General features: G+C 67.5%; 19 protein-coding genes. 12 read left to right on the top strand and 7 right to left on the bottom strand.

The genetic code is table 11. The features are described 5' to 3' along the window. The first annotated feature begins 228 nt into the window (after positions 1–228). From UCD39_RS24480 to UCD39_RS24470, 3 genes are read left to right on the top strand one after another with little or no spacing between them, the layout of a single operon-like run. On the top strand, positions 229–636 hold the full coding sequence (locus UCD39_RS24480; RefSeq protein ID WP_330498247.1) for a response regulator: 408 nt from the start codon (positions 229–231) through the stop codon (positions 634–636). Next, positions 633–1,121, top strand: coding sequence for an Hpt domain-containing protein (locus tag UCD39_RS24475; protein WP_330498246.1), 489 nt, complete (start codon positions 633–635; stop codon positions 1,119–1,121). The genes UCD39_RS24480 and UCD39_RS24475 overlap by 4 nt, the downstream gene beginning before the upstream one ends. Beyond that, positions 1,085–2,266: a diguanylate cyclase gene (locus UCD39_RS24470; protein WP_330498245.1), complete on the top strand. Its 1,182-nt coding sequence runs from the start codon at positions 1,085–1,087 to the stop codon at positions 2,264–2,266. The genes UCD39_RS24475 and UCD39_RS24470 overlap by 37 nt, the downstream gene beginning before the upstream one ends. Positions 2,267–2,295: 29 nt before the next feature. Here UCD39_RS24470 and UCD39_RS24465 read toward each other — a convergent pair whose 3' ends face one another. Both UCD39_RS24465 and surE read right to left on the bottom strand, forming a co-directional pair. Further along, positions 2,296–2,490 (bottom strand): hypothetical protein, encoded by a 195-nt coding sequence (locus UCD39_RS24465; RefSeq protein ID WP_145730011.1) that lies wholly within the window; start codon positions 2,488–2,490, stop codon positions 2,296–2,298. Between the two features lie 123 nt (positions 2,491–2,613). Beyond that, positions 2,614–3,381: a 5'/3'-nucleotidase SurE gene (surE, locus tag UCD39_RS24460; protein ID WP_330498244.1), complete on the bottom strand. Its 768-nt coding sequence runs from the start codon at positions 3,379–3,381 to the stop codon at positions 2,614–2,616. A gap of 140 nt (positions 3,382–3,521) precedes the next feature. Between surE and UCD39_RS24455 the strand changes: the two genes are divergently transcribed. Beyond that, positions 3,522–3,860: a DUF1491 family protein gene (locus UCD39_RS24455; RefSeq protein WP_330498243.1), complete on the top strand. Its 339-nt coding sequence runs from the start codon at positions 3,522–3,524 to the stop codon at positions 3,858–3,860. A gap of 81 nt (positions 3,861–3,941) precedes the next feature. On the opposite strand, the gene UCD39_RS24450 is transcribed toward UCD39_RS24455, so the two are convergent. Genes UCD39_RS24450 through UCD39_RS24440 form a run of 3 tightly spaced genes read right to left on the bottom strand, consistent with a single transcriptional unit; the run spans position 3,942 to position 8,649 of the window. Then, a complete protein-coding gene (locus UCD39_RS24450) occupies positions 3,942–4,184 on the bottom strand; it encodes a DUF6968 family protein (protein WP_330498242.1) in 243 nt (80 codons plus the stop codon). A gap of 5 nt (positions 4,185–4,189) precedes the next feature. After that, positions 4,190–7,333, bottom strand: coding sequence for an efflux RND transporter permease subunit (locus tag UCD39_RS24445; protein WP_330498241.1), 3,144 nt, complete (start codon positions 7,331–7,333; stop codon positions 4,190–4,192). Further along, on the bottom strand, positions 7,330–8,649 hold the full coding sequence (locus UCD39_RS24440; RefSeq protein ID WP_330498240.1) for an efflux RND transporter periplasmic adaptor subunit: 1,320 nt from the start codon (positions 8,647–8,649) through the stop codon (positions 7,330–7,332). Before UCD39_RS24440 ends, UCD39_RS24445 begins: the two co-directional genes overlap by 4 nt. 312 nt (positions 8,650–8,961) lie before the next feature. On the opposite strand from UCD39_RS24440, the gene UCD39_RS24435 reads away from it, so the two are divergent. Both UCD39_RS24435 and UCD39_RS24430 read left to right on the top strand, forming a co-directional pair. Then, entirely contained in the window at positions 8,962–11,241 is a 2,280-nt protein-coding gene (locus UCD39_RS24435) for a TonB-dependent receptor (protein ID WP_330498239.1), read from the top strand. Between the two features lie 152 nt (positions 11,242–11,393). Further along, entirely contained in the window at positions 11,394–11,825 is a 432-nt protein-coding gene (locus UCD39_RS24430) for an MAPEG family protein (RefSeq protein ID WP_330498238.1), read from the top strand. A gap of 3 nt (positions 11,826–11,828) precedes the next feature. Here the strand turns inward: UCD39_RS24430 and UCD39_RS24425 are convergent, their stop codons facing one another. Both UCD39_RS24425 and UCD39_RS24420 read right to left on the bottom strand, forming a co-directional pair. Beyond that, the gene (locus tag UCD39_RS24425) at positions 11,829–12,326 is read right to left on the bottom strand and encodes an SdpI family protein (protein WP_330498237.1); all 498 of its coding nucleotides are present in this window, start codon (positions 12,324–12,326) and stop codon (positions 11,829–11,831) included. A 183-nt stretch (positions 12,327–12,509) separates the two neighbouring features. Further along, entirely contained in the window at positions 12,510–12,818 is a 309-nt protein-coding gene (locus tag UCD39_RS24420) for an autorepressor SdpR family transcription factor (RefSeq protein ID WP_330498236.1), read from the bottom strand. A 288-nt stretch (positions 12,819–13,106) separates the two neighbouring features. On the opposite strand from UCD39_RS24420, the gene fliF reads away from it, so the two are divergent. The 6 genes from fliF to flhA all read left to right on the top strand — a co-directional run bounded on the left by fliF (position 13,107) and on the right by flhA (position 20,560). Next, positions 13,107–14,768 (top strand): flagellar basal-body MS-ring/collar protein FliF, encoded by a 1,662-nt coding sequence (fliF, locus tag UCD39_RS24415; RefSeq protein WP_330498235.1) that lies wholly within the window; start codon positions 13,107–13,109, stop codon positions 14,766–14,768. 16 nt (positions 14,769–14,784) lie between these two features. Further along, positions 14,785–15,495 carry a FliH/SctL family protein gene (locus tag UCD39_RS24410; RefSeq protein WP_330498234.1) on the top strand — a complete coding sequence of 237 codons (711 nt, stop codon included), beginning with the start codon at positions 14,785–14,787 and terminating at the stop codon, positions 15,493–15,495. Between the two features lie 119 nt (positions 15,496–15,614). Continuing rightward, positions 15,615–15,917, top strand: coding sequence for a flagellar motor switch protein FliN (gene fliN, locus UCD39_RS24405; protein WP_004273939.1), 303 nt, complete (start codon positions 15,615–15,617; stop codon positions 15,915–15,917). A 29-nt stretch (positions 15,918–15,946) separates the two neighbouring features. Then, positions 15,947–16,882: a motility protein A gene (locus tag UCD39_RS24400; RefSeq protein WP_330498233.1), complete on the top strand. Its 936-nt coding sequence runs from the start codon at positions 15,947–15,949 to the stop codon at positions 16,880–16,882. A gap of 58 nt (positions 16,883–16,940) precedes the next feature. After that, positions 16,941–18,365 carry a sigma-54-dependent transcriptional regulator FlbD gene (flbD, locus tag UCD39_RS24395; RefSeq protein ID WP_330498232.1) on the top strand — a complete coding sequence of 475 codons (1,425 nt, stop codon included), beginning with the start codon at positions 16,941–16,943 and terminating at the stop codon, positions 18,363–18,365. A gap of 38 nt (positions 18,366–18,403) precedes the next feature. Beyond that, the gene (gene flhA / locus UCD39_RS24390) at positions 18,404–20,560 is read left to right on the top strand and encodes a flagellar biosynthesis protein FlhA (RefSeq protein ID WP_145729998.1); all 2,157 of its coding nucleotides are present in this window, start codon (positions 18,404–18,406) and stop codon (positions 20,558–20,560) included. Positions 20,561–20,814: the final 254 nt, after the last annotated feature.

Genomic DNA, 20,814 nt, shown 5'->3' with positions numbered 1-20,814 from the left:
CCACCTTTTCCAAGGGCTCATGCGGCATGTCACCCGTGAGCAGGGGAGATTCAGGCGCATGGCCCCGGCGCACCACCGCACAATGGGGGCTGACGCGGCCAATGACCCGCCCTGTTGCCCGCCGAGCGGCCCAGGACTCCATTTGCACGCATTGGTTCACGCGGGTACGGTGATAAACACGTTAGTGCGGTGGGAAAACTTTCTCCAGCCGATGCTTTGGACCCCGTCATGGCCGAGACACTGAGCCGCGTCCTTTATGTCGATGATGAGCCCGATATCCGGGCGATCGTGGAACTCAGTTTGCGCCATGTCGGCGGCCTCGATGTGCGGTTGGCCGAGTCCGGCGGCCAAGCCCTGGCCCTGCTGGAGAGGGCCATCCTGGAGGGCTGGGTGCCGCAACTGATCCTGTTGGATGCGGTAATGCCGGGCATGGACGGGCCGGCCACGCTGGCCGCCATCCGGCACCACCCCTCCCTGGACGGGATACCGGTCGCCTTCGTCACCGCCATGACCCAAGCCACTGAGGTTGACGGTCTCCTGGCCCTCGGCGCCGTGGGGGTCATCGCCAAGCCTTTCAATCCCATGGACCTGCCAGGCAGCGTCCGTGACGTTTGGGGCGCCACGATCCGCCCATGACCCTGGACAGCCGCCCCGACGCCTCACCCCACCCTGCCCTGCCCGAGGACTTGCTGGCCCGGATGGAGAAAATCCGGCAGGACTTCATGACCGGCCTGCCCGGCCGCCTGGCGCTGATTCACCAGGCGGCGCGAACCTTGATTGAAACGGGTGACGCCGCCGCCTACGCGGATCTGGCGCGCCACAGCCATTCCCTGGCGGGGTCGGGCGCCACCTTCGGCCTGCCGGACCTGAGCGGGGCGGCCCGCACGCTGGAGCGGTTGCTGAACCAGCCGGGACCGGTGGCCCCCGATGCCCTGCGGGACGCCCTGCGGGCGTTACAGGACGCGGCCACGGTCGCGGCACCGGCCGCCCCCGCCACGCCCCTGCCGTCAGCACCGGACCTTCCCCCCAAGGCCCCCTGCGCCCCGTCCATATGGTCCGACCCGAGAGCGCGTCCGCGGATGACTTGGCTGAGGTCTTGGCCGCCTATGGCTATGCCTTGACCGTCTTCCCGGATGCGCAGGCCCTGGCCGCCGCCACAGAGGCGCCGGAGGTGGTGATTCTGGACCTGAACCCCTGTGACCTGGCACCTGGCGGCGCCCACATGGCGGATGCCAAAGGGCGCAAGATCCCGGCGGTGGCGCTGTCGTCCTCCACCGGCTTCGCTGCCCGCTTGGCGGCGGCGCGCGCCGGCTGCGACGCCTATGTGGTGAAGCCGCCCGACGTCAACGCGCTGGTGGACCATCTGGACCGCCTGACGGAGCGCGACCCGGACCAGCCCCTGCGCATCGTGATCGTGGACGATGACGCCACCTTGGGCGCCTATTACGAAATGGCCCTGCAGTCGGCCGGCATGCGGACCCGGCTGGTGACGGACCCGATGCAGGCGATGGAGGCGATCTACGACCACAACGCCGACCTGGTGGTCACCGACCTGATCATGCCGCAGTGCACCGGCTTCGAGCTGGCGGCGGTCTTGCGGCAATATGACGGGCTGCTGGCCCTGCCCATCGTCTTCCTGACGGCGGATCTGGACGCGGAGACCTATCGTTCCGCCGTCCGCACCGGCATCGACGCCTACATGACCAAGCCCGTGGATCTGGGCGACTTGGCGGAAACCGTGCGGGCCCGCGCGCGGCGGGCCCGGCAGCTCAAGGCGCTGATGGTGCGCGACGGCCTGACCGGCGCGTACAACCACCTGATGATCCAGGATCTGCTGGCGTCGGAGGTGGCGCGCGCCCGGCGCGAGGGAACGGCGCTGGCCTTCGCGATGCTGGACATAGACCATTTCAAGAAGGTGAACGACCGATACGGCCACGGTGCCGGAGACCGCGTCATCAAGGGATTGTCACGGCTGCTGCACCAGCGGCTGCGTCGCACCGACATGATCGGCCGCTATGGGGGCGAGGAGTTCGCCGTCATCATGCCCCATACGTCCCCTCAGGACGCGGCGGATCGCCTGAACCTTTTGCGCCAGCAATTCAGCGACATCCCCTATGTCCATGGGGACACGCAGTTCCAGGTGACGTTCTCGGGCGGTGTGGCCGGGTTCCAGGACGGGCGGGACGCCAAGGCGCTGAACCAGATGGCCGACGCCGCCCTGTATCGGGCGAAGAACGCCGGCCGGAACCGTATCGAGTTGGGATAGGGCGCCCGGCGCGGCGTTCGGGCGGATACTTACCGCACCGGCGCCGTCACCACCTTGGCCGTGGTGCTGACCGCGGTGCCGGCCACGTCGGCCGCAGTACCCACGGCGGTGCCGGCGGCGTCCACCACCACGCAACCGCCCAGCCCGCCCAGCGCCAGGCCCAGCAGCAGCACTCGGCTGCCTACCCGGCAAATCTTACCCTGAAGCGGCGACATGCCCGACATGGCGAACCCCCTTAGTTGCCTTGGCTTCCCGGCCATCCGCGACGGCGGGTGGGAAACCTGGGGACCGGCCGCCGGCCCCCCTCGCTTTATACGCAAGCAAGGGTCGGGCCAGGCCGGTATCAATCAGGCTATGCCGTCAGAGGCGGTCATGTCGAAGCCGATGGGGGTGATGGACACCAGGCCATGCTTCAGGGCCCCGGCATCGGTATCCGGCCCCAGGATGGGCATATGCCGACGGAAGGCCATCCAGTGATAGGTACCGCCGCGCATGTCGGTGCGGGCTTCGACATCAATGCGGTCCAACGTGCCCCGGCTCTGCCGCGTCACCACGATGTCGCTGACGTCGGATGCGTCCAGGTCGGGGAAATTGATGTTCAGCACGGCATTGGCGGCCACCCGCAAGCCCAGCGCATGGTCCAGCACCCGGGGCAGCAGGGCCCGCGCCGTGTCCCAGCGCACATGCGCCCTGTCGGTCAGGGCCAGGCTGAAGGCCATGGCCGGGACGCCCAACAGGCGCGCGGTCAGCGCGGCGGCCACGGTGCCGGAATACGGCACCTCATCCCCCACGTTGGCGCCCCGGTTGATGCCGGACAGCACGATGTCCGGCGGGGCGTCCTTCAGCAGGTGGCGCAGGCCGAAGATGGCGCAGTCGCTGGGCGTGCCCGTCAGGGCGTAGCGGCGCGCGCCCCGCTCCTCCACCCGCAAGGGGGCGGTCAGGGTGACGGCGCGCGACATGCCGCTCTGGTCCTTTTCCGGCGCCACCACCCAGACCTCGTCCGCCACCTCGGCCATCAGTTCGGCCAGCAGGGCCAGGCCCGGGGCATTGATGCCGTCATCGTTGGTCAGCAGGGCGCGGCCCAGGCGGCGGGGCGAAGTGGAGGAAAGCGGCATGGAACTGGCCTCAAGGACGGTGGAACCCTATAGATACCGGCGCAGCTTCCAGGGCCGGGCCGTGGATGGCAAGCCGCAATGTCGTTCGCACCGCCCGCTTGAACGCTTTTTCCGTTCGATTTTTCAGGAGCTTGAAGGCCATGCCCGAAGACCGGCTGTCCACCGCCCTCTGGGTCCAACTGCACCTGCGCCGCTGCGCCGCCGACAGCATCCCCGTCTATGTCCTGCGCAAGGGCGAGGCGGAAAGCGGCCTGATCCTGCTGAAGGTGGTCATCCCCTTCCAGGGTGCCAAGGTCTACACCCAAAGCCGGGACATGGCCGGCAAGCTGGGCTGGTTCCCCGGGCTGAACGGCGCCCAGGTGCCGGAATCGGAGGCCGACGCCTTCATCGAGCGTGCCACCAAGCGCGACCCCGACCTGTGGGTGATCGAGGTGGAGAGCCGCGACGGCAGCCATCCGTTCGAGGGCAAGGTGATCTAATCCGCAGAGCGCAACGGCACATCGTACAGCGACCCACTCTTCATCTAGTCGGCAGGTCGAGATCCTCCTGTTCCAACCAAGTCAGTCTTCCCCCCGATAAGCATCGCTCTCGATCAAATGGGCACGAGCGTGGCGCATCGAGAGCATCAGCGCCTGGATACCATCCAAGCCGAATATCACCCCGCCGGCTGGACCGTCCGGCCAATCTATCACCCAGCGGCAACTGAAATCACCTTCAGGTCCCAGTTCGGGCCGATAGAAGCGCACAGCTAGGCCCCGTCCTTCCAGCTCGAACACTCGCTCCACGAAAGGCATCTCGTCCATTCCGCCTACTCCGCCGCGCTGGCCTGTCCGTCGGTGTTGGCCGGGACCAGCCGGCGGGCGGCGCGGCGGGTCTTGCCGCGGTGCAGCTGGCGGTCGATCCAGCGGCTGAAATCCTCCATGTAGAGGTACAGCACCGGGGTGATGTAGAGCGTCAGCAGCTGTGACACCACCAGGCCGCCCACCACGGCCACGCCCAGGGGCTGGCGCAGCTCGGCGCTGGCGCCGGAGGCGAGTGCTATGGGCAGCGTGCCCATGAGGGCCGCCATGGTGGTCATCATGATGGGGCGGAAGCGCAGCAGGCAGGCTCGGTAGATGGCGTCCCGCGGCGCCGTCCCCTCGCGCCGCGCCTCCAGCGCGAAGTCGATCATCATGATGGCGTTCTTCTTGACGATGCCGATCAGCATCAGCACGCCGATGATGGCGATGACGCTGAGGTCGAAACCGAACAGCATGAGCGAGCCCACCGCCCCCACCGCCGCCGAAGGCAGGCCGGACAGGATGGTCAGCGGGTGGATGAAGCTTTCATACAGCACGCCCAGCACGATGTAGATCACCGCCACCGCCGCCAGCAGCAGCAGGCCCTGGTTGGCCAGCGCCTGCTGGAACACCTGCGCCGTGCCCTGGAAGCTGCCGGTGATGCTGTCCGGCATGCCGATGTCGCGCTGCACGCCCTCGATGGCCGTCACGGCGGCGCCCAGCGAGATGCCCGGCGCCAAGTTGAAAGACAAGGTGACGGCCGGCAACTGGCCCTGATGGTTGACGCTGATGGGGCCGGAGGTGCGGTCGATGCGGGCCACGGCCCCCAGCGGAATCAGCTTGCCGCTGTCGGACCGGATGTAGACGCGGTTCAGCACGTCCGCCGACTTCTGCGCCTCCGGCGACAGTTCCAGGATCACCTCATAATCATTGGTCGGCGTGTAGATCGTGGAAATCTGCCGCGTGCCGAAGGCGCTGTAGAGGCTGGAGCGCAGGTTTTCCGCCGTCAGGCCCAGCATGTAGGCCTTGTCCAGATCCACATGGATGGAGGCGTTCTGGCCGGACAGCTGCAGGTCGCTGGTCACGTCCTGCAACTGGGGCATTTGCGCCATCCGGCGCAGCAGCCGATCCGACCACAGATAAAGCTGGGGCTGGTCCAGGCCCTGCAGCGTGTACTGGTATTGGCTCTTGGACTGGCGGCCCGAGACGTTCAGGTTCTGCACCGGCTGGAAGAAAACGTTGATGCCGGCGATGCCGGCCACGTCGCGGCGCAGGCTCTGGATCACCGTTTCCATATCGGGGCGGTGGGCGCGGTCCTTCAGCGACATGAAGATGCGGCCGGTGTTGGTGGCGTTGCCGCCGCCCCCGCCGCCGACCGAGGAAATGAAGGTCTCGACATAGGGGTTCCTGGCCACCGCGGCCGCCGCCTGCTGCTGCAGCGCGATCATGGCATCGAAGGAAATGTCCTGACGCCCCTCCGTCTGGGCGAAAATCTGGCCGTTGTCCTCAACAGGAAAAAAGCCCTTCTGCACCTGCTGGAACAGCACGACGGTGCCCACCAGGGTGGCGAAGAACACCGCCACCACCACGCGGCGGTGGGCCAGGCACCAGGTCAGGGTGCGATCATATCCCCGCAGCCACGCCTGAAACCCCGCCTCCGTCACCCGCTCGAACCGGTTGGGCGGGGCGTGGTGGTCGTGGTTGATGAAGCGGCTGCACAGCATGGGTGTCAGCGTCAGCGACGTGATGGCCGAGGCCGCGATGGCCAGGGTCACCGTCACCGCGAACTCATGGAACAGCCGGCCGACCACGCCGCCCATCATGAAGATGGGGATGAACACCGCCACCAGGGACAGGGTGATGGAGACGATGGTGAAGCCGATCTCCCGGCTACCCTTCAGCGCCGCCTCGAACGGGGTCATCCCCTGTTCGATGTAGCGGACGATGTTCTCCAGCATGACGATGGCGTCATCGACCACCAGGCCCACCGACAGGGTCAGCGCCAACAGCGAGATGTTGTCGATGGAGAAGCCGAAGGCCTTCATGGCGCCGGCGGCGCCGATGAGGGAAATGGGCACGGCGATGCCAGGGATCAGCGTGGCGCTGACCTTGCGCAGGAACAGGAAGATGACCATGACCACCAGGCCGATGGTCAGGAACAGCGTGAACTGCACATCCTCCACCGCCGCCCGGATGGACAGCGAGCGATCGATCAGCACGTTGATGGCGATGGAGGGCGGCAGGCTGGCCTTGAAGGTGGGGATGACCCGCTTCACCGCGTCCACCACCTCCACCGTGTTGGCGTCTGGCTGGCGCTGGATGGCCAGGACGATGGTGCGGGTGCCGTTGAACCAGCTGGCGGTCTTGTCGTTCTCCACCCCATCGATGACGCTGGCCACGTCCCCCAGGCGCACCGGCGCGCCGTTGCGGGTGGCGATGACCAGTTGGGCGAAGCTTTGCGCGTCGAACAGCTGGGTGTTGGTTTCCAGGATCAGTTGCTGGGCGGCCCCGGCGACCACGCCCACGGGCGAGCTGGAGTTGGCGGCGGCGATGGCGTTCTGCACCTCATCCACGCCGATGCCCCGGGCGGCGAGGGCCTCCGGGTTCAGGCGGATGCGCACCGCGAATTTCTGCGCCCCCCAGACCTGCACCTGCGCCACGCCGCTCAGTGTCGACAGGGCCGGGCTCAGCAGGGTTTCGGCGTATTCGTCCACTCGGCTCAAGGGCAGGGTCGAGCTGCTCAAGGCCAGCAGCAGCACCGGCTGGTCAGCCGGGTTCACCTTGCGGTAGCTGGGCGGGGTGGTCATCTCGATCGGCAGCCGGCGCTGCACCCGCGACAGGGCGGCCTGCACGTCCAGCGCGGCGCTGTCGATGTCACGGTCCAGAGCGAACTGGATGGTAACGGTGGTGCTGCCCTGCACGCTGGTCGAGGTGATGCTGTCGATGCCGGCGATGGTGGAGAACTCACGCTCCAACTGGATGGCGACCGACGAGGCCATGGTGTCCGGGCTCGCCCCCGGCAGGCTGGCCGACACGCTGATGACGGGGAAGTCCACGCGCGGCAAGGCCGCCACCGGCAGGTAGCGGTACGCCAGGATGCCGCCGAAGATCAGGGCCGCCGTCAGCAGGACGGTCATCACCGGCCGGCGGATGCATAGCTCGGAGAGGGTCACGTCCGGGCCTTTCCGCTGACTTGCGCGGCACCGGCGCCGATGGTGGCGCCAGGGCTGGCGGCGCTGGACTTGGCGCCGTCCGCCTCCACCCCGCCATCTTCGGCGCCACCTCCTTGCACTGGGGCCCCTTGCACTGGGGGACGCTCCGTGACCTTGGCGCCGGGAATCAGGCGCAGCTGCCCCTCGGTCACCACCCGCTCACCCGCGTCGACGCCGGATGCGATCACGGCCCCCTGCTCGGCCCCCTGCTGGGCGAAGCGGGCCACGGTCACCGCGCGCATCTCCACCGTGTCGTCGGGCTTGACGACGAAGACATAAGGACCGGCCTGGCCGCGCTGAACCGCCACCGCCGGCACGGACAGCACGTCGGCCTCCATGCCCAGGTGCAGGGTCACGTCCACGAACTGGCCCGGCCACAGGGCGCGGTCCTTGTTGTCGTACAGGGCCTTCAGCTGGATCGTGCCGGACTGCGCGTCCACGCTGTTGTCGACGAAGACCAGCCGGCCGGTGGCGTTGACCAGGCCATCGGTGGTCCGGGCGGACACCAAGGGGGCAGACGCTTGGGGAGCCGAAACCGGGGATGGGCGGGCACCGCGCAGGGCCTGACGCACCGCCGTGACATGCCGTTCCGGCACGGTGAAGGTGACGTTGATGGGCGCCACCTGCACCAGCGTGGTCAGGGTGGACCCGCTGTCGCTGCCCTTCACCAGATTGCCGGGGCGCAGCTGGATGGCGCCCACCACCCCGTCGATGGGGGAGCGGATTTCGGTGAAGGACAGGGTCAGGCGCGCCTGGTCGACCGCCGCCTGGTCGGCCAGCACCGTCGCCTCCATCGCCTTGGCCGTGGCCAAGGTCTGCTCGTTCTGTTGCAGCGAGACGGCCCCCCGCGCGAACAGGCCGGCGGTGCGCTTGGCATCCGACCGCGCCTGGGCCAGGTTGGCTTGGTCCCGGGCCAGGTTCGCCTCCGCCTGCATCAGGGCCGCCCTGGGCGGGCGCTGGTCCAGCAGGAACAACAGGTCGCCGGCCTTGACCTCCTGCCCCTCCTCCACTTTGGCGGCCATCAGTTGGCTGTCGATGCGGGCGCGCACCTGGACGGTCGCGATGGGCTGCACCGTGCCCACGGCCGGTACGTCCACCGGCATGGGGCCGCGCACCACCCGCGCCGTCGCCACCGGCACCGGGGCGTCACCGCCCCTGGCGCCGGCCGCCTTGGCCGGCGCCGCGCGCCCATCCGCGGACTTGGTCCACATGCGATAGCCGCCATAGGCACCGACCAGGACCACGGAAAGCGCGACGGCCGCCAGGCGACAATTCATGGGGGACCTCTCCGGAAACGGGACGCGGCATCATGGGATGGAGGCCCCAAGAGCGCATAATGCCGCAGATCACCGATTTTGCAGTCTTATAGGATATACACGCCGTCCTGGCACTACCCTTAAAGTGAGGGATGCGGCCGGTTTTCATTCGAATGGTGGGGCACCCCCCGCCCCTCAGGCCGGCTGCGACGCGGCATACCGCCCATCTCCATCCGCCGCACGTTCGTCCCTTCGCAGCCCGGGGCGAATAGGGTACACCGGCGCCGTTTCCAACATTTCCACTGCCAAAGACCTGAGGAGGCTTCTGAAACGATGCGCCGTCTGTTGCTGCTGTCCACCATCCTGGCGGGTTCGCCCGTCCTCTCGGCTTCGGCCGCCCTGGCTGCAGACGTTTCGTCCTCCTATACCGCCGACCATACCACCAGCCGACATACCGACGACCCACATACCACCGGCGGGCAGACCCCCGCCGCGCCGCAGGCTGCCGCCCAGACGACGGACGACGCGCAATCCCCGCTGGACCAGATCATCATCACCGCAACCCGCCGGGCCGAGGCCCTGCGCGACGTGCCCGCCAGCGTGTCCACCGTGTCGCGTGAAGACTTCGAGCAGAAGGGCGTGCTGTTCATCGGTGATGAGTTGACGGACCTGCCGGGCGTGCTGGTGTCCAAGAACGACATGGGCACCTACACCTCGATCACCCTGCGCGGCGTGCCCAGCAAGGTGCACAACGACACGCTGGTCGTGATGATGGACGGCATCCCCTATGTCACCGGGGATGACGAGGTCGACCTGGAACAGCTGCCCTACAGCGCGGTGGGCCGGGTGGACGTGGTGCGCGGCCCCATGTCGGCGCTGTACGGCCGGGGCGCCATCAGCGGCACCATCAACTACCTGACCCGCGAGGTCACCGACGAGACCAAGGGCGAGGTCACCCTACAGGCCGGCAGCGACGGCTGGCTGCATGGCGACGCCCTGTTGCAGACGCCGACCGTGAAGGGCGGCGCCCTGTTGCTGGACGTGGGGCATGAGCGGGGCGACGGCTGGCGCGACCGCACCGGCCGCAACGAGACCAACCTGTTCCTGAAGCATCAGCTGGACATGGGCGATGCCGGCCGGCTGACCGTCACCGCCACCTGGGTGGACACCCGCCAGCAGCTGGCCGGCGAACTGCCGGTGGACAGCCGGGGTGAGCTGATCAACCTGCCCGGCGGCCGCGAGGCCAACTGGAACGAGGACAACGCCGGCTTCTACAAGCGCATGGCCACCGCCACGGCGACGTATGAGCGGGACCTGGCCGATGGCCTGGTGGCCACCACCAAGCTGCACATCCGCCAGGCCCTGACCTCGGCCCTGCAAGGCTTCGCCACCGAGTACGATCCCACCGCCGGCTCGGTCACCTTCACCGGCTTCCGCGTCGACGGCAACACGGTCACGGGGTACGGCGAGCAGCAACTGTCCTGGACCCGTGGTCCCTGGCAGGTGCTGGGCGGCGTCAGCGCGGAACAGGTGCGCGCCCACCATACCGAGCATTGGACCGGCCAGTTGGACAACACCTATTACTATGGTGAACAGCGCAGCATTCTGACCGGCCAGAACATCGACACCGATGAATGGGTGACGGACACCCAGCTGAACGCCTATGGCCGCGAGCGCGCCTATGCCGCCTATCTTCAGGTGGACCGGACCTTCGGGCCCGTCACCCTGGACGTCGGCGGGCGCTATGACTATTTCGAGCGGCATGTCGTTTACGGCGACACCACCAGCGGCGGCCCCAACGGCAGCATCACGCCGGGCGGCACCGCCTATGACGACAACGCGCATTTCAGCCCCAAGGCGTCGGTCACCTGGAAGGTGACGCCCCAGGTCAGCGCCTACGTCGCCTATGGTCAGGGCTTCTCCGCCGCCTTCGGGCCGCTGTGGTCCTTCCGCACCCGCCAGACCGGCCTGAACCCGGAACTGGCGGACAATGTCGAGGCCGGCGTGAAGGGCGACGCCTTCGGCGGCCTGCTGTCGGGCAGCGTCACCGTGTATCGCCTGCAGCGCCACGACCTGCTGCAGGTGGTGGAGGTCAACGGCGTGCCCCAGACCTTCAACACCGGCGAGCAACTGTCCCAGGGTGTTGAACTGGCGGGCAGCGCCCGGCTGGACGCGCTGGTGCCCCACCTGTCGGCCGACGTCACCTACGGCTATACCGAGTCCTATTGGCTGCAGGACCGCTTCGTGGAAAGCGACACGCTGATCCAGCGCGACTTCACCGGCAAGCGGGTGCAGGGCATGCCCCGGCACACCGGCAGCATCGCCCTGAACCAGGGCATCCCGGCCTGGGGCCTGTCGGCCAAGCTATGGGTGGAGATGTTCGGCGACTACGCCTACGACAGCCAGAACAGCCGCATCAGCGGCGGCTACGCCCTGTGGAACACCACCTGGACGTGGACGCCGCCCCATCAGGACACGGTGGATCTGGGCCTGACGGTGCGCAACCTGTTCGACCGCAAGGTGAACCTGATCGAGGCCGACGACAACGGCCCGCTGGGCGCCTTCCCCCAGCCGCCGCGCCAAATCCTGGGCACGGTCAAGGTCCGGTTCTAAATCGTGTACTAAACGGTGTTGAGGGGGCCATCCGGGAAGCCGGGTGGCCCTTTTTCATGTCATCGGGGCAATGCCTGGATGCCGGCGCCCCTTCTCTCCGTCGTGAAAAATCTTAAGTTGTTTCATCACGCTTACTGACACGACGGATTGCCATGACAAGCAGCATCGCCCTGTTCTTCCCCATGCTGACCCTGTGCCTGTTCACGGTGCTGGTGGGCCTGCGCTTGTTCATCGTGCGGGTGCGGGCGGTGAGGCGCGGCAATGTCCGCCTGTCCTACTTCCGCAATTTCACCGCCGGCACGCAGACGGAGGGGTGCGCCACGGCCCAGCGCGCCTACGGCAACCTGCTGGAGGTGCCGGCGCTGTTCTACGTCATCTGCGTGGTGTTGATGGTGCTGCGCCAGGGCGACCATCTGTATGAGGCGCTGGCCTGGGCCTATGTCGTGCTGCGCGTCGTCCAGGGCCTGATCCACCTGACCTACAACAATGTCCTGCACCGGGCGGCGGTCTACATGGCCTCCATGGCGGTGCTGACGGCCCTATGGGTGCGGCTGGGGTTGGCGCTGCTGGCTTTCCCCGGCTGACGCTCAACGGCTGGGACGGATGCGCCAGTAGAGGTAGGAGCGGAGGACGGACGCCAAGACCACGGGCAGCAGCACCGCCATGGTCAGACCTGGGCCCCGCATATGGAAGGGCGGCAGCCACAAGGCCAGGGCCAGCAGCAGGAAACCACCCGCCACGAACAGCCGGCCACCAAAGCGGTGCGTCCGGTCCCATACCCATTCGTCATCGCGCGTCCACCACGTGCGGATGCCGAGGAGATCGTTCTGGCGGATCTTGCCCAGCACATTGCCCATTAGGATCATGAAGACGCCAAATATCAGCGGCTGGGTCCGGGTGAAATCCACCGGATAGCCTAGAGCCCGCCCCACCATGACGAAATGGGTTAGCGCGAGCATACCGGTCAGCGACAGGCGCGCTGTACGCCAGGCGGTGGCGGAGCGTTCCAGGTTCGCCGCCCGTGGGGTGAAGCGCGCCAGGGCCGGCAGCGCCACCGCGAAGACCAGGGTCAGCAGTGGCGACAAGGCCAGCGCCCAGGGCGACCGGACGTAGCCGTTGACCTGTCCGTCTCCCCCAATGCACCGGCAGAAGGGCGTCCGGGCCCACCCTGGTCAGCACGTAGATGCTGGCCAGGGCCATGACGACCAGGATCTGAACCGTCGCCATCCAATAGAACCGTGCGGACATGACGCTGCTCCTCCCGGTGGCTATTTCCCAGGCTTGACCAAGGGGATATCGCGGGCCACCCCATCCCCTTGCGCGATCCCCAGGCTGTCCATGAGGCCCGACAACGCCTCTTCCAGTACCGACAGGTTCAGGCGGTAATAGATGGTGGTGCCTTGACGCTCCTGGTCCACCAGGTCCGCCTCGCGCAACACGGCGAAATGGCCGGACAGGGTGGGCTTGGCCAGGTCGAAATGCCGGGCGATGTCACCGGCCGACAGAGGCCCCTCCCGCAGCAACTGCAGGATGCGGCGACGGCTGGGATCGGCCAGGGCTTTGAAGACGCGATTCATGGATTGGTATTTAGCAAATTACCAAAATAGCCGCAAGTGGTTTATGGCTGCCCGCCCCGCGGCCGTTGCTTTTTGCAAATTCAGCGAACGGGGTAGCTCTTGTTAAGTGCAATACTCGACTTCATCGCAAAATGCGTGACGCAAATGACACACTTTGCGGGGTGTAGGAAATTTTTGCCGAGCACCCCCTATTTCAACCCCTGAACATTCCCAGAATCCTGGCAAACGCGGAGTCGACGCTATAGACTCCGCTGTGACTTTTCGGTGACCGCCGGCCGGGAGCGGACCTTGGAAAACCTGTTGCAGACCCTGCGTAATCTGGGGCCGGTACGGCTGGGCGCCATCGGTGGCGTCGCCTTGCTGATCATCGCCCTGTTCGGCTTCCTGCTGTTCAACGGCTCGTCGCCCAACATGGCCCTGCTGTACAGCGACCTGTCGCCCAGCGACGGCGGCGCCATCGTGCAGCAGCTGGACCAGATGCAGCCGAAGGTGCCCTATCAGGTCAGCCCCGACAGCACCCGCATCGAGGTGCCGGCCGACCAGGTGGGCCGCATCCGCATGCTGATGGCGCAGCAGGGCCTGCCCACCGGCGGCAACGTCGGCTATGAAATCTTCAACCAGGCCGAAAGCCTGGGCACCACCAGCTTCATGCAGTCGGTGCAGCAGCTGCGCGCGCTGGAGGGGGAGCTGTCACGCACGGTGAACACCCTGGCCCCGGTGCAGCAGTCGCGCATCCACCTGGTGCTGCCCAAGCGTGAGCTGTTCAGCCGCGAGACGCAGAAGGCCACGGCCAGCGTCGTGCTGCGCCTGCGCCCCGGCCAGCAGTTGAAGAAGGAACAGGTCGCCAGCATCCAGCACCTGATCGCCGCGTCGGTGCCGGGGCTGCAGCCCGACATGGTGTCGGTGGTGGACGACAAGGGCAACCTGCTGGCCCGGGGCATGGGCTCCGACAGCAAGGAAGCCATGATGGCGACGGCGGAGGAAAAGCGCCTCGCCTATCAGCAGCGCCTGACCGACAAGGTCGAGGAGATCGTGGGCCGCACCGTGGGCATGGGCAAGGTGCGGGCGGAGGTGACGGTCGACATGGATTTCGACCGCATCACCACCAACAGCGAAATCTTCGACCCCGACAGCCAGGTCGTGCGCTCCACCGAGACCAACAACGAGAACTCGGAAGACATCAACAAGGAGGGGCAGGACCCGGTCACGGTGGCCAACAACCTGCCCTCCGCCAACGCGGAGAACGCCAGCAACGGCGCCTCCAGCTCCAAGTCCACCAAGACCAACGAGCGCATCAATTACGAGATCAGCAAGACCGTGAAGGTCCACGAGCGCGAGGCCGGCCAGGTGCGCCGCCTGTCGGTCGCCGTGCTGGTCGACGGCAATTACGTGCCGGACGACAAGGGCGTCGCCCAGTACCAGCCGCGCTCGGACGACGAATTGCAGAAGCTGGCGGCGCTGGTGCGCTCCTCCATCGGCTATGACGGCTCGCGCGGGGACACGGTGGACGTGGTCAGCATGAAGTTCGCCACGCCGGAGGGCGAGCTGGACGCGAAGGAAGAGACGCTGTTCGGCCTGCCCAAGCAGGATGTGTTCCGCATCGCCGAAACCATCGTGCTGGCCATCGTCGCCATCCTGGTCATCCTGCTGGTCATCCGGCCGCTGGTGGCCCGCGCCCTGGACCGCACGCCGCAGCTGGATGAGGAGCCGGACCTGCTGTCCGACAGCGGCGGCGTGCCACAGCTGGCCGGCCCCGGCGGCGGCGCCCTGGCCCGCGAGCTGGCGTTGGAGGCGGCGCAGGCCAACGAGGAACTGGAACAGATGATCGACATCAACCGCGTCGACGGCCGCGTGCGCGCGTCCTCGCTGCGCAAGGTGGGCGAAATCGTCGAGAAGCATCCGGAAGAGGCCGTGTCCATCATCCGTAACTGGCTGTACCAGGAAAATTGAGCGCGGACGTGAGCCTATGACCAATATCCGCAGGTTCCTGTTCGACAACTCCTTCGATCCCGAGGGCCGCCGCGTCGAGGTGCCGGAGGAACAGCTGCCGCCCGAGCCGGAGCTGCCGCCGGAACCCCCGCCGCCACCGCCCCCGCCGCCGGAGCCGACTTTCAGCCTGGCCGACCTGCAGCAGCAGGTGCGCATGGCGCGCGAGGCCGCCTATGCCCAGGGCCATGCCGAGGGCATGCAGGCGGGCGCCGACCAGTCAGCCCTGGCCCTGGCCAACGTGCTGGCGCAGTTGCAGGGCAGCGTCGCCCAGCTGATCCAGGCGGAAACGGCGGGGCGGGCCCTACGCTCGCAGAACGCCATGCGCATGGCGCTCGCCATCGTGCGCAAGCTGTTCCCCGCCATGGTCAAGCGCCAGGGGCTGGTGGAGGTGGAGGCGACGGTGAACGCCTTCCTGGCCGAGTTGTCGGACGAGCCGCGCCTGCTGGTGCGGGTGCATGAGAACTGGCTGGGCCCGATCAAGGAGAAGATCGAGGACATGGCCGCGCGTCAGGGATTTGCCGGCTCCGTCGCCGTGGTGGCCGATCCCCGCGCCGGGGAGCTGGACTGCAAGGCGGACTGGGGGGATGGCGGCGCCGAGCGCGACATCAGCGCCCTGTGGGCCGAGATCGACCGCATCGCCGGCCATCTGGGCCGGCCGCTGGAGGATGGCCGCGACGCGGCCGAATGAGCGTATAGGCCCTAATAGGCCAGTATGTTATGGCCAGTGCTGCTGTGGCCGATGTAAGCGGCCAATGTGTTATGCGACGTGACCGGGGCCCGCCCCGGCGGTGAGAAACGAGGGAAGCGATGAGCCTGGACGATTTCGACGGCCAAGCGGGTATGGACGCCGATGGCGCCCCGATCGTGAAGGACCTGGAGGCCGTCTATGACATCCCGGTTCAGATTTCCGCCGTGCTGGGGAAGTGCACCATGCAGGTGAGCCAGCTGTTGAAGCTGGGCCGTGGCGCCGTGGTGGAACTGGACCGCAAGGTGGGCGAGGCCATCGACATCTATGTCAACAACCGCCTGGTGGCGCGCGGCGAAGTGGTGGTGGTGGAAGACCGCCTGGGCGTGACCATGACGGAAATCATCAAGTCCGAACGCACCTGATCATTTAAGTCGAGACGCGAGAGCCCCCCTTGAGCACCCGTCCCCCCTCCCCGACCTTGCGCGCCGCCGGCCCCACCGCCGGAGCCGGCGCCCGCGCGGCCGCGCCTGTGCCGGAGGCCGCGAACGAGGCGTCCAAGGGGGGCGGCGGCCAAGCGCCGGCAGCCCCCCTGCCGGAACCGGTGCGGGTCCGCCATGGGCTGGACTTGACCACGGTCCTGGGGTTGGTGGCGGGCTTCGCCCTGGTGTTCTCGGCCCTGGCCTTCGGTGGCCACGCGCGCGCCTTCATCAACGTGCCGTCGCTGATGATCGTGGTGGGCGGCACCATCGCCGTCACCATCGTCTCCTTCGCGCGTGAGGATCTGGCGGCCTGCCGCCGCCAGCTGGGCCGGGCGCTGATGCGCCCCGTGGCCGACATCGCCGACGTTTCCGGCTATGTGCTGCAGATGGCGGAGGCGGCGCGCCGCAACGGCCCGCTGACCCTGCAGCCGCTGCTGAAGGACAAAGGCGTGGAGCCGTTGCAGGCCCGCGCCATCGAGCTGGTGGTGGACGGTGTCGCGGCGGAGGATGTGGAGCGCATCCTGCGCACGGAGATCGAGGCGCAGCAGGCCCGGTCCCGCCACGGTGCCGCCGTGCTGCGCCGCGCCTCGGAAGTGGCGCCGGCCATGGGCCTGATCGGCACCCTGGTCGGCCTGGTGCAGATGCTGGGCAACCTGCAGGACCCCACCGCCATCGGCCCGGCCATGGCGATATCCCTGCTGACGACCTTCTACGGCGCGCTGGTGGGCAACATGGCCCTGGCGCCCCTGGCGGGAAAGCTGGAACGGAACACCGACGCCCAGACCATCGTGGACACGCTGTTCATGCTGGGCGCCATCTCCATCGCGCGGCAGGAAAACCCGCGCCGGCTGGAGATGATGATGAACACGGTTCTGCCGCCGGAGCTGCGGCTGAGCCATTATGACTGACGGTTGGACGACGGACGCGCCCGTGACGGGGCGTCCCGGTTTGAAAGGGTTTTGAGCGATGCGGTTGCTGATCGTAGGAACGCTGGAAGGCTACATCACGGCGGCGGGCAAGATCGCGCTCCAGAAGGGCGCCAAGGTCGCCCACACCGACAGCATCGGCGGCGCGCTCACCGCTCTGCGGGGCGGCCAGGGCGCCGACCTGGTGATGATCGACGTGAAGCTGGACGTCGGCATGCTGATCGAGGCGCTGAAGACAGAGCGTATCACCGTGCCGGTGGTGGCCTGCGGCGTCGCGACCGACGCGCAAGCCGCGGTCAAGGCCATCCGCGCCGGTGCCAAGGAATACATCCCCCTGCCCCCGGACGCGCAACTGATCGCCGCCGTGCTGGAAGCGGTGGCGGAGGAAAGCCACGCCATCGTTAGCCGCGATCCGTCCATGGGTGGCGTGCTGCGCCTGGCCGACCAGATTGCGCCCAGCGACGCCAGCGTGCTGATCACCGGCGAGTCCGGCACCGGCAAGGAGCTGATGGCCCGCTACATCCACCGCAAGAGCCGCCGGGCCAACGCCGTGTTCGTCTCTGTGAACTGCGCCGCCATCCCGGAGAACCTGCTGGAGTCCGAGCTGTTCGGCCATGAGAAGGGCGCCTTCACCGGCGCCGTGGCCCGACGCGTCGGCAAGTTCGAGGAGGCCAACGGCGGCACGCTGCTGCTGGACGAAATCTCGGAAATGGATATCCGGCTGCAGGCCAAGCTGCTGCGCGCCATCCAGGAGCGCGAGATCGACCGGGTGGGCGGGACCCAGCCGGTGAAGGTGGACATCCGCGTGCTGGCGACCTCCAACCGCCTGCTGGAGGAGGAGGTGCGGGCCGGCCGGTTCCGCGAGGACTTGTTCTTCCGCCTGAACGTGGTGAACCTGATCCTGCCCCCCTTGCGCGAACGCCCGGCCGACATCGCCATCCTGTCGCAGCATTTCGCCACGAAGTATTCGGAGGCCAACGGCCTGCCGGAACGCACCGTTGGGCCGGAAGCCATGGCCATGCTGCAGGCCCATCGCTTCCGCGGCAACGTGCGTGAGCTGGAAAACACCATGCACCGCGCCGTGCTGCTGTCGCGGGGGACGGAGATCGGCCCCGACGCCATCCTGCTGACCGGCGCCGAACCGGCGGCATCCAGCCCCGGCTATGGCGCGGTGGCCCCGGTGGCCGCCCGTGCCACGGCGGCGGCGCAAACGCCCGCTTACGCGGCCCCCACCGGTGAGCCCGGCGCCTCCGGCACCGCCGGCCTGGTGGGCCGCAGCGTGGCGGACGTGGAGCGCGACCTGATCATCGACACGCTCAGCCATTGCCTGGGCAACCGCACCCATGCCGCCAACATCCTGGGCATTTCCATCCGCACCCTGCGCAACAAGCTGAAGCAGTACAGCGACGAGGGCGTGGCCGTGCCGCCGCCGGCGGGCGGTGAGCTGGACCGGGCGGCGATTTAAGGGGATCGGGGACCTGACGGACACCGGAAAGAAAGACCATGGCTGACCAGACCGCGGCCTCCGGCGGGAATCCGCTGAACAACTTGTTCGGCAACCTGCGGAACAATGGGCCGGCCCTGCTGAAACGGACGGAGATTCTGTTCGCGCTGGGCATCGTGACCATCCTGGTCATGCTGGTCATCCCTCTGCCGACCTTCCTGCTGGACTTCGGCCTCGCCGTCTCCTTCACCTTTTCCGTCCTGATCCTGATGACGGTGCTCAGCATCCAGAAGCCGCTGGAGATGAGCTCCTTCCCCACCATCCTGCTGGTGTCCACCATGTTGCGCCTGGCGCTGAACATGGCGTCCACCCGCCTGATCCTGGGCCATGGGCATGAGGGCACCCAGGCCGCCGGCCACGTCATCCAGGCGTTCGGCGGCTTCATCATGGGTGGCAACTTCATCATCGGCGTGACGGTGTTCGCCATCCTGGTGATGGTGAACTTCACCGTCATCACCAAGGGTTCCGGCCGTATCGCCGAAGTGGCGGCGCGCTTCACCCTGGACGGCATGCCCGGCAAGCAGATGGCCATCGACGCCGACCTGTCGGCCGGCCTGATCAACGAGGACGAGGCCAAGAAGCGCCGCCGCGAGCTGGAAGAGGAAAGCCAGTTCTTCGGCGCCATGGACGGCGCGTCCAAGTTCGTGCGCGGCGACGCCGTGGCCGGCATGGTCATCACCTTCATCAACGTCGTCGTCGGCATGATCATCGGCGTCGGCCAGAAGAACATGTCGTTCCTGAAGGCCGGTGCCACCTACACCCAGCTGACCATCGGCGACGGCCTGGTCAGCCAGATCCCGGCGCTGATCGTCTCGCTGGCCGCCGGCCTCATGGTGTCGAAGTCGGGCCAGTCGGGCTCCGCCGACAAGGCGCTGTTCGGGCAGCTGAGCTTCTATCCCTCGGCCATGGGGCTCAGCGCCTTCCTGCTGTGCGCCCTGGCCCTGCTGCCGGGCCTGCCCTTCCTGCCCTTCATCTCGCTGGCCATCGCCCTGTTCGCCGGCGCCTACTACCTGCCGCGGCTGCGCAAGGCGCGCGGCGACCAGATGGGGGGCGGGGAAGCCATGGCCGGCGGCGCCCCTGGCGCCCCGGGTGGCCCCGGCGGCCCGCCCGCCCCTGCGCCGGATGAGCCCATCTCCTCCGCGCTGGCCATCGACCTCATCCGGCTGGAGCTGGGCTACGGCCTGCTGTCGCTGATCAACACCGACGCCGGCCACCGCCTGACCGACCAGATCAAGGGCCTGCGCCGCCAGTTGGCCAGCGAGATCGGCATCATCATGCCGGCCGTGCGCATCCAGGACAATTTGCAGCTGCCGCCCAACAGCTACGTCATCCGCATCAAGGAGATCGAGGCCGGACGGGGCGACGTGCGCCCCAACATGCTGCTGTGCATGGACCCGCGCGGCGAGCCCATACAACTGCCGGGCGAGGTCACGACGGAGCCGACCTTCGGCCTGCCCGCCATGTGGATCGAGCCGGCCTATCGCGAAGAGGCGCTGTTCAAGGGCTTCACCGTGGTAGACCCGCCCACGGTGCTGACCACCCACCTGACGGAGGTGGTGCGCGACAACATGGCGGACCTGCTGTCCTACGCCGAGACCCAGAAGCTGCTGGACGAGTTGAACAAGGAACAGCAGAAGCTGGTGGCCGACGTCATCCCCGGCCAGATCGGCATCGGCGCGTTGCAGCGGGTGCTGCAGAACCTGCTGGGCGAGCGCATCTCCATCCGCGACCTGCCGGCCATCCTGGAAGGCGTTTCCGAGGCGACGGGCTACACCCGCAACATCACCCAGATCACCGAGCATGTGCGCGCCCGGCTGGCGCGCCAGATTTCCGACAGCCATACCAACGACCAGGGCTACATCCCTCTCATCACCCTGTCGCCGGAGTGGGAGCAGGCCTTCGCCGAATCCGTCGTCGGCGAGGGGGATGAGCGCAACCTGGCCATGGCGCCGTCGCGCCTGCAGCAGTTCATCACCGCCGTGCGCCAGACCTATGACCGCCACGCCATGATGGGGGAATCGCCGGTGATGCTGACCAGCCCGGGCATCCGGCCCTTCGTGCGGTCCATCATCGAACGCTTTCGCCCGGCCACCGCCGTCATGTCACAGAACGAAATCCACCCCAAGGCCAAGATCAAGACCTTGGGGCAAGTGTAAGAGCCGCCGCGGCGGCTGGGGGTATAGAAATAGCGGGTGGGTGGCAGGATGAAGCGGCCTTCCGCCCGGATGACGCGGGGGCGTCGCCGAACATGGCTAACGCAAAATTAAGCAAGCGCGGTGTAAATGACACGGCGGGCCGGAAGCTGCGCCCGCACGCCCTTATCGCTGATGCAACGGTCCGAATAAAATGCCATCCTTGGGTCCTTGACGTATTTGTCCTTTTGACGGCAGACAAGCCGGGTTAATGCCCG

Source organism: Nitrospirillum karajorum (assembly GCF_036348415.1).
GTDB classification, from domain to species: Bacteria; Pseudomonadota; Alphaproteobacteria; order Azospirillales; family Azospirillaceae; genus Nitrospirillum; species Nitrospirillum amazonense_B.
The sequence above is the reverse complement of the archived record's forward strand: the minus strand, read 5'-3'. Positions and strand labels throughout refer to the sequence as shown.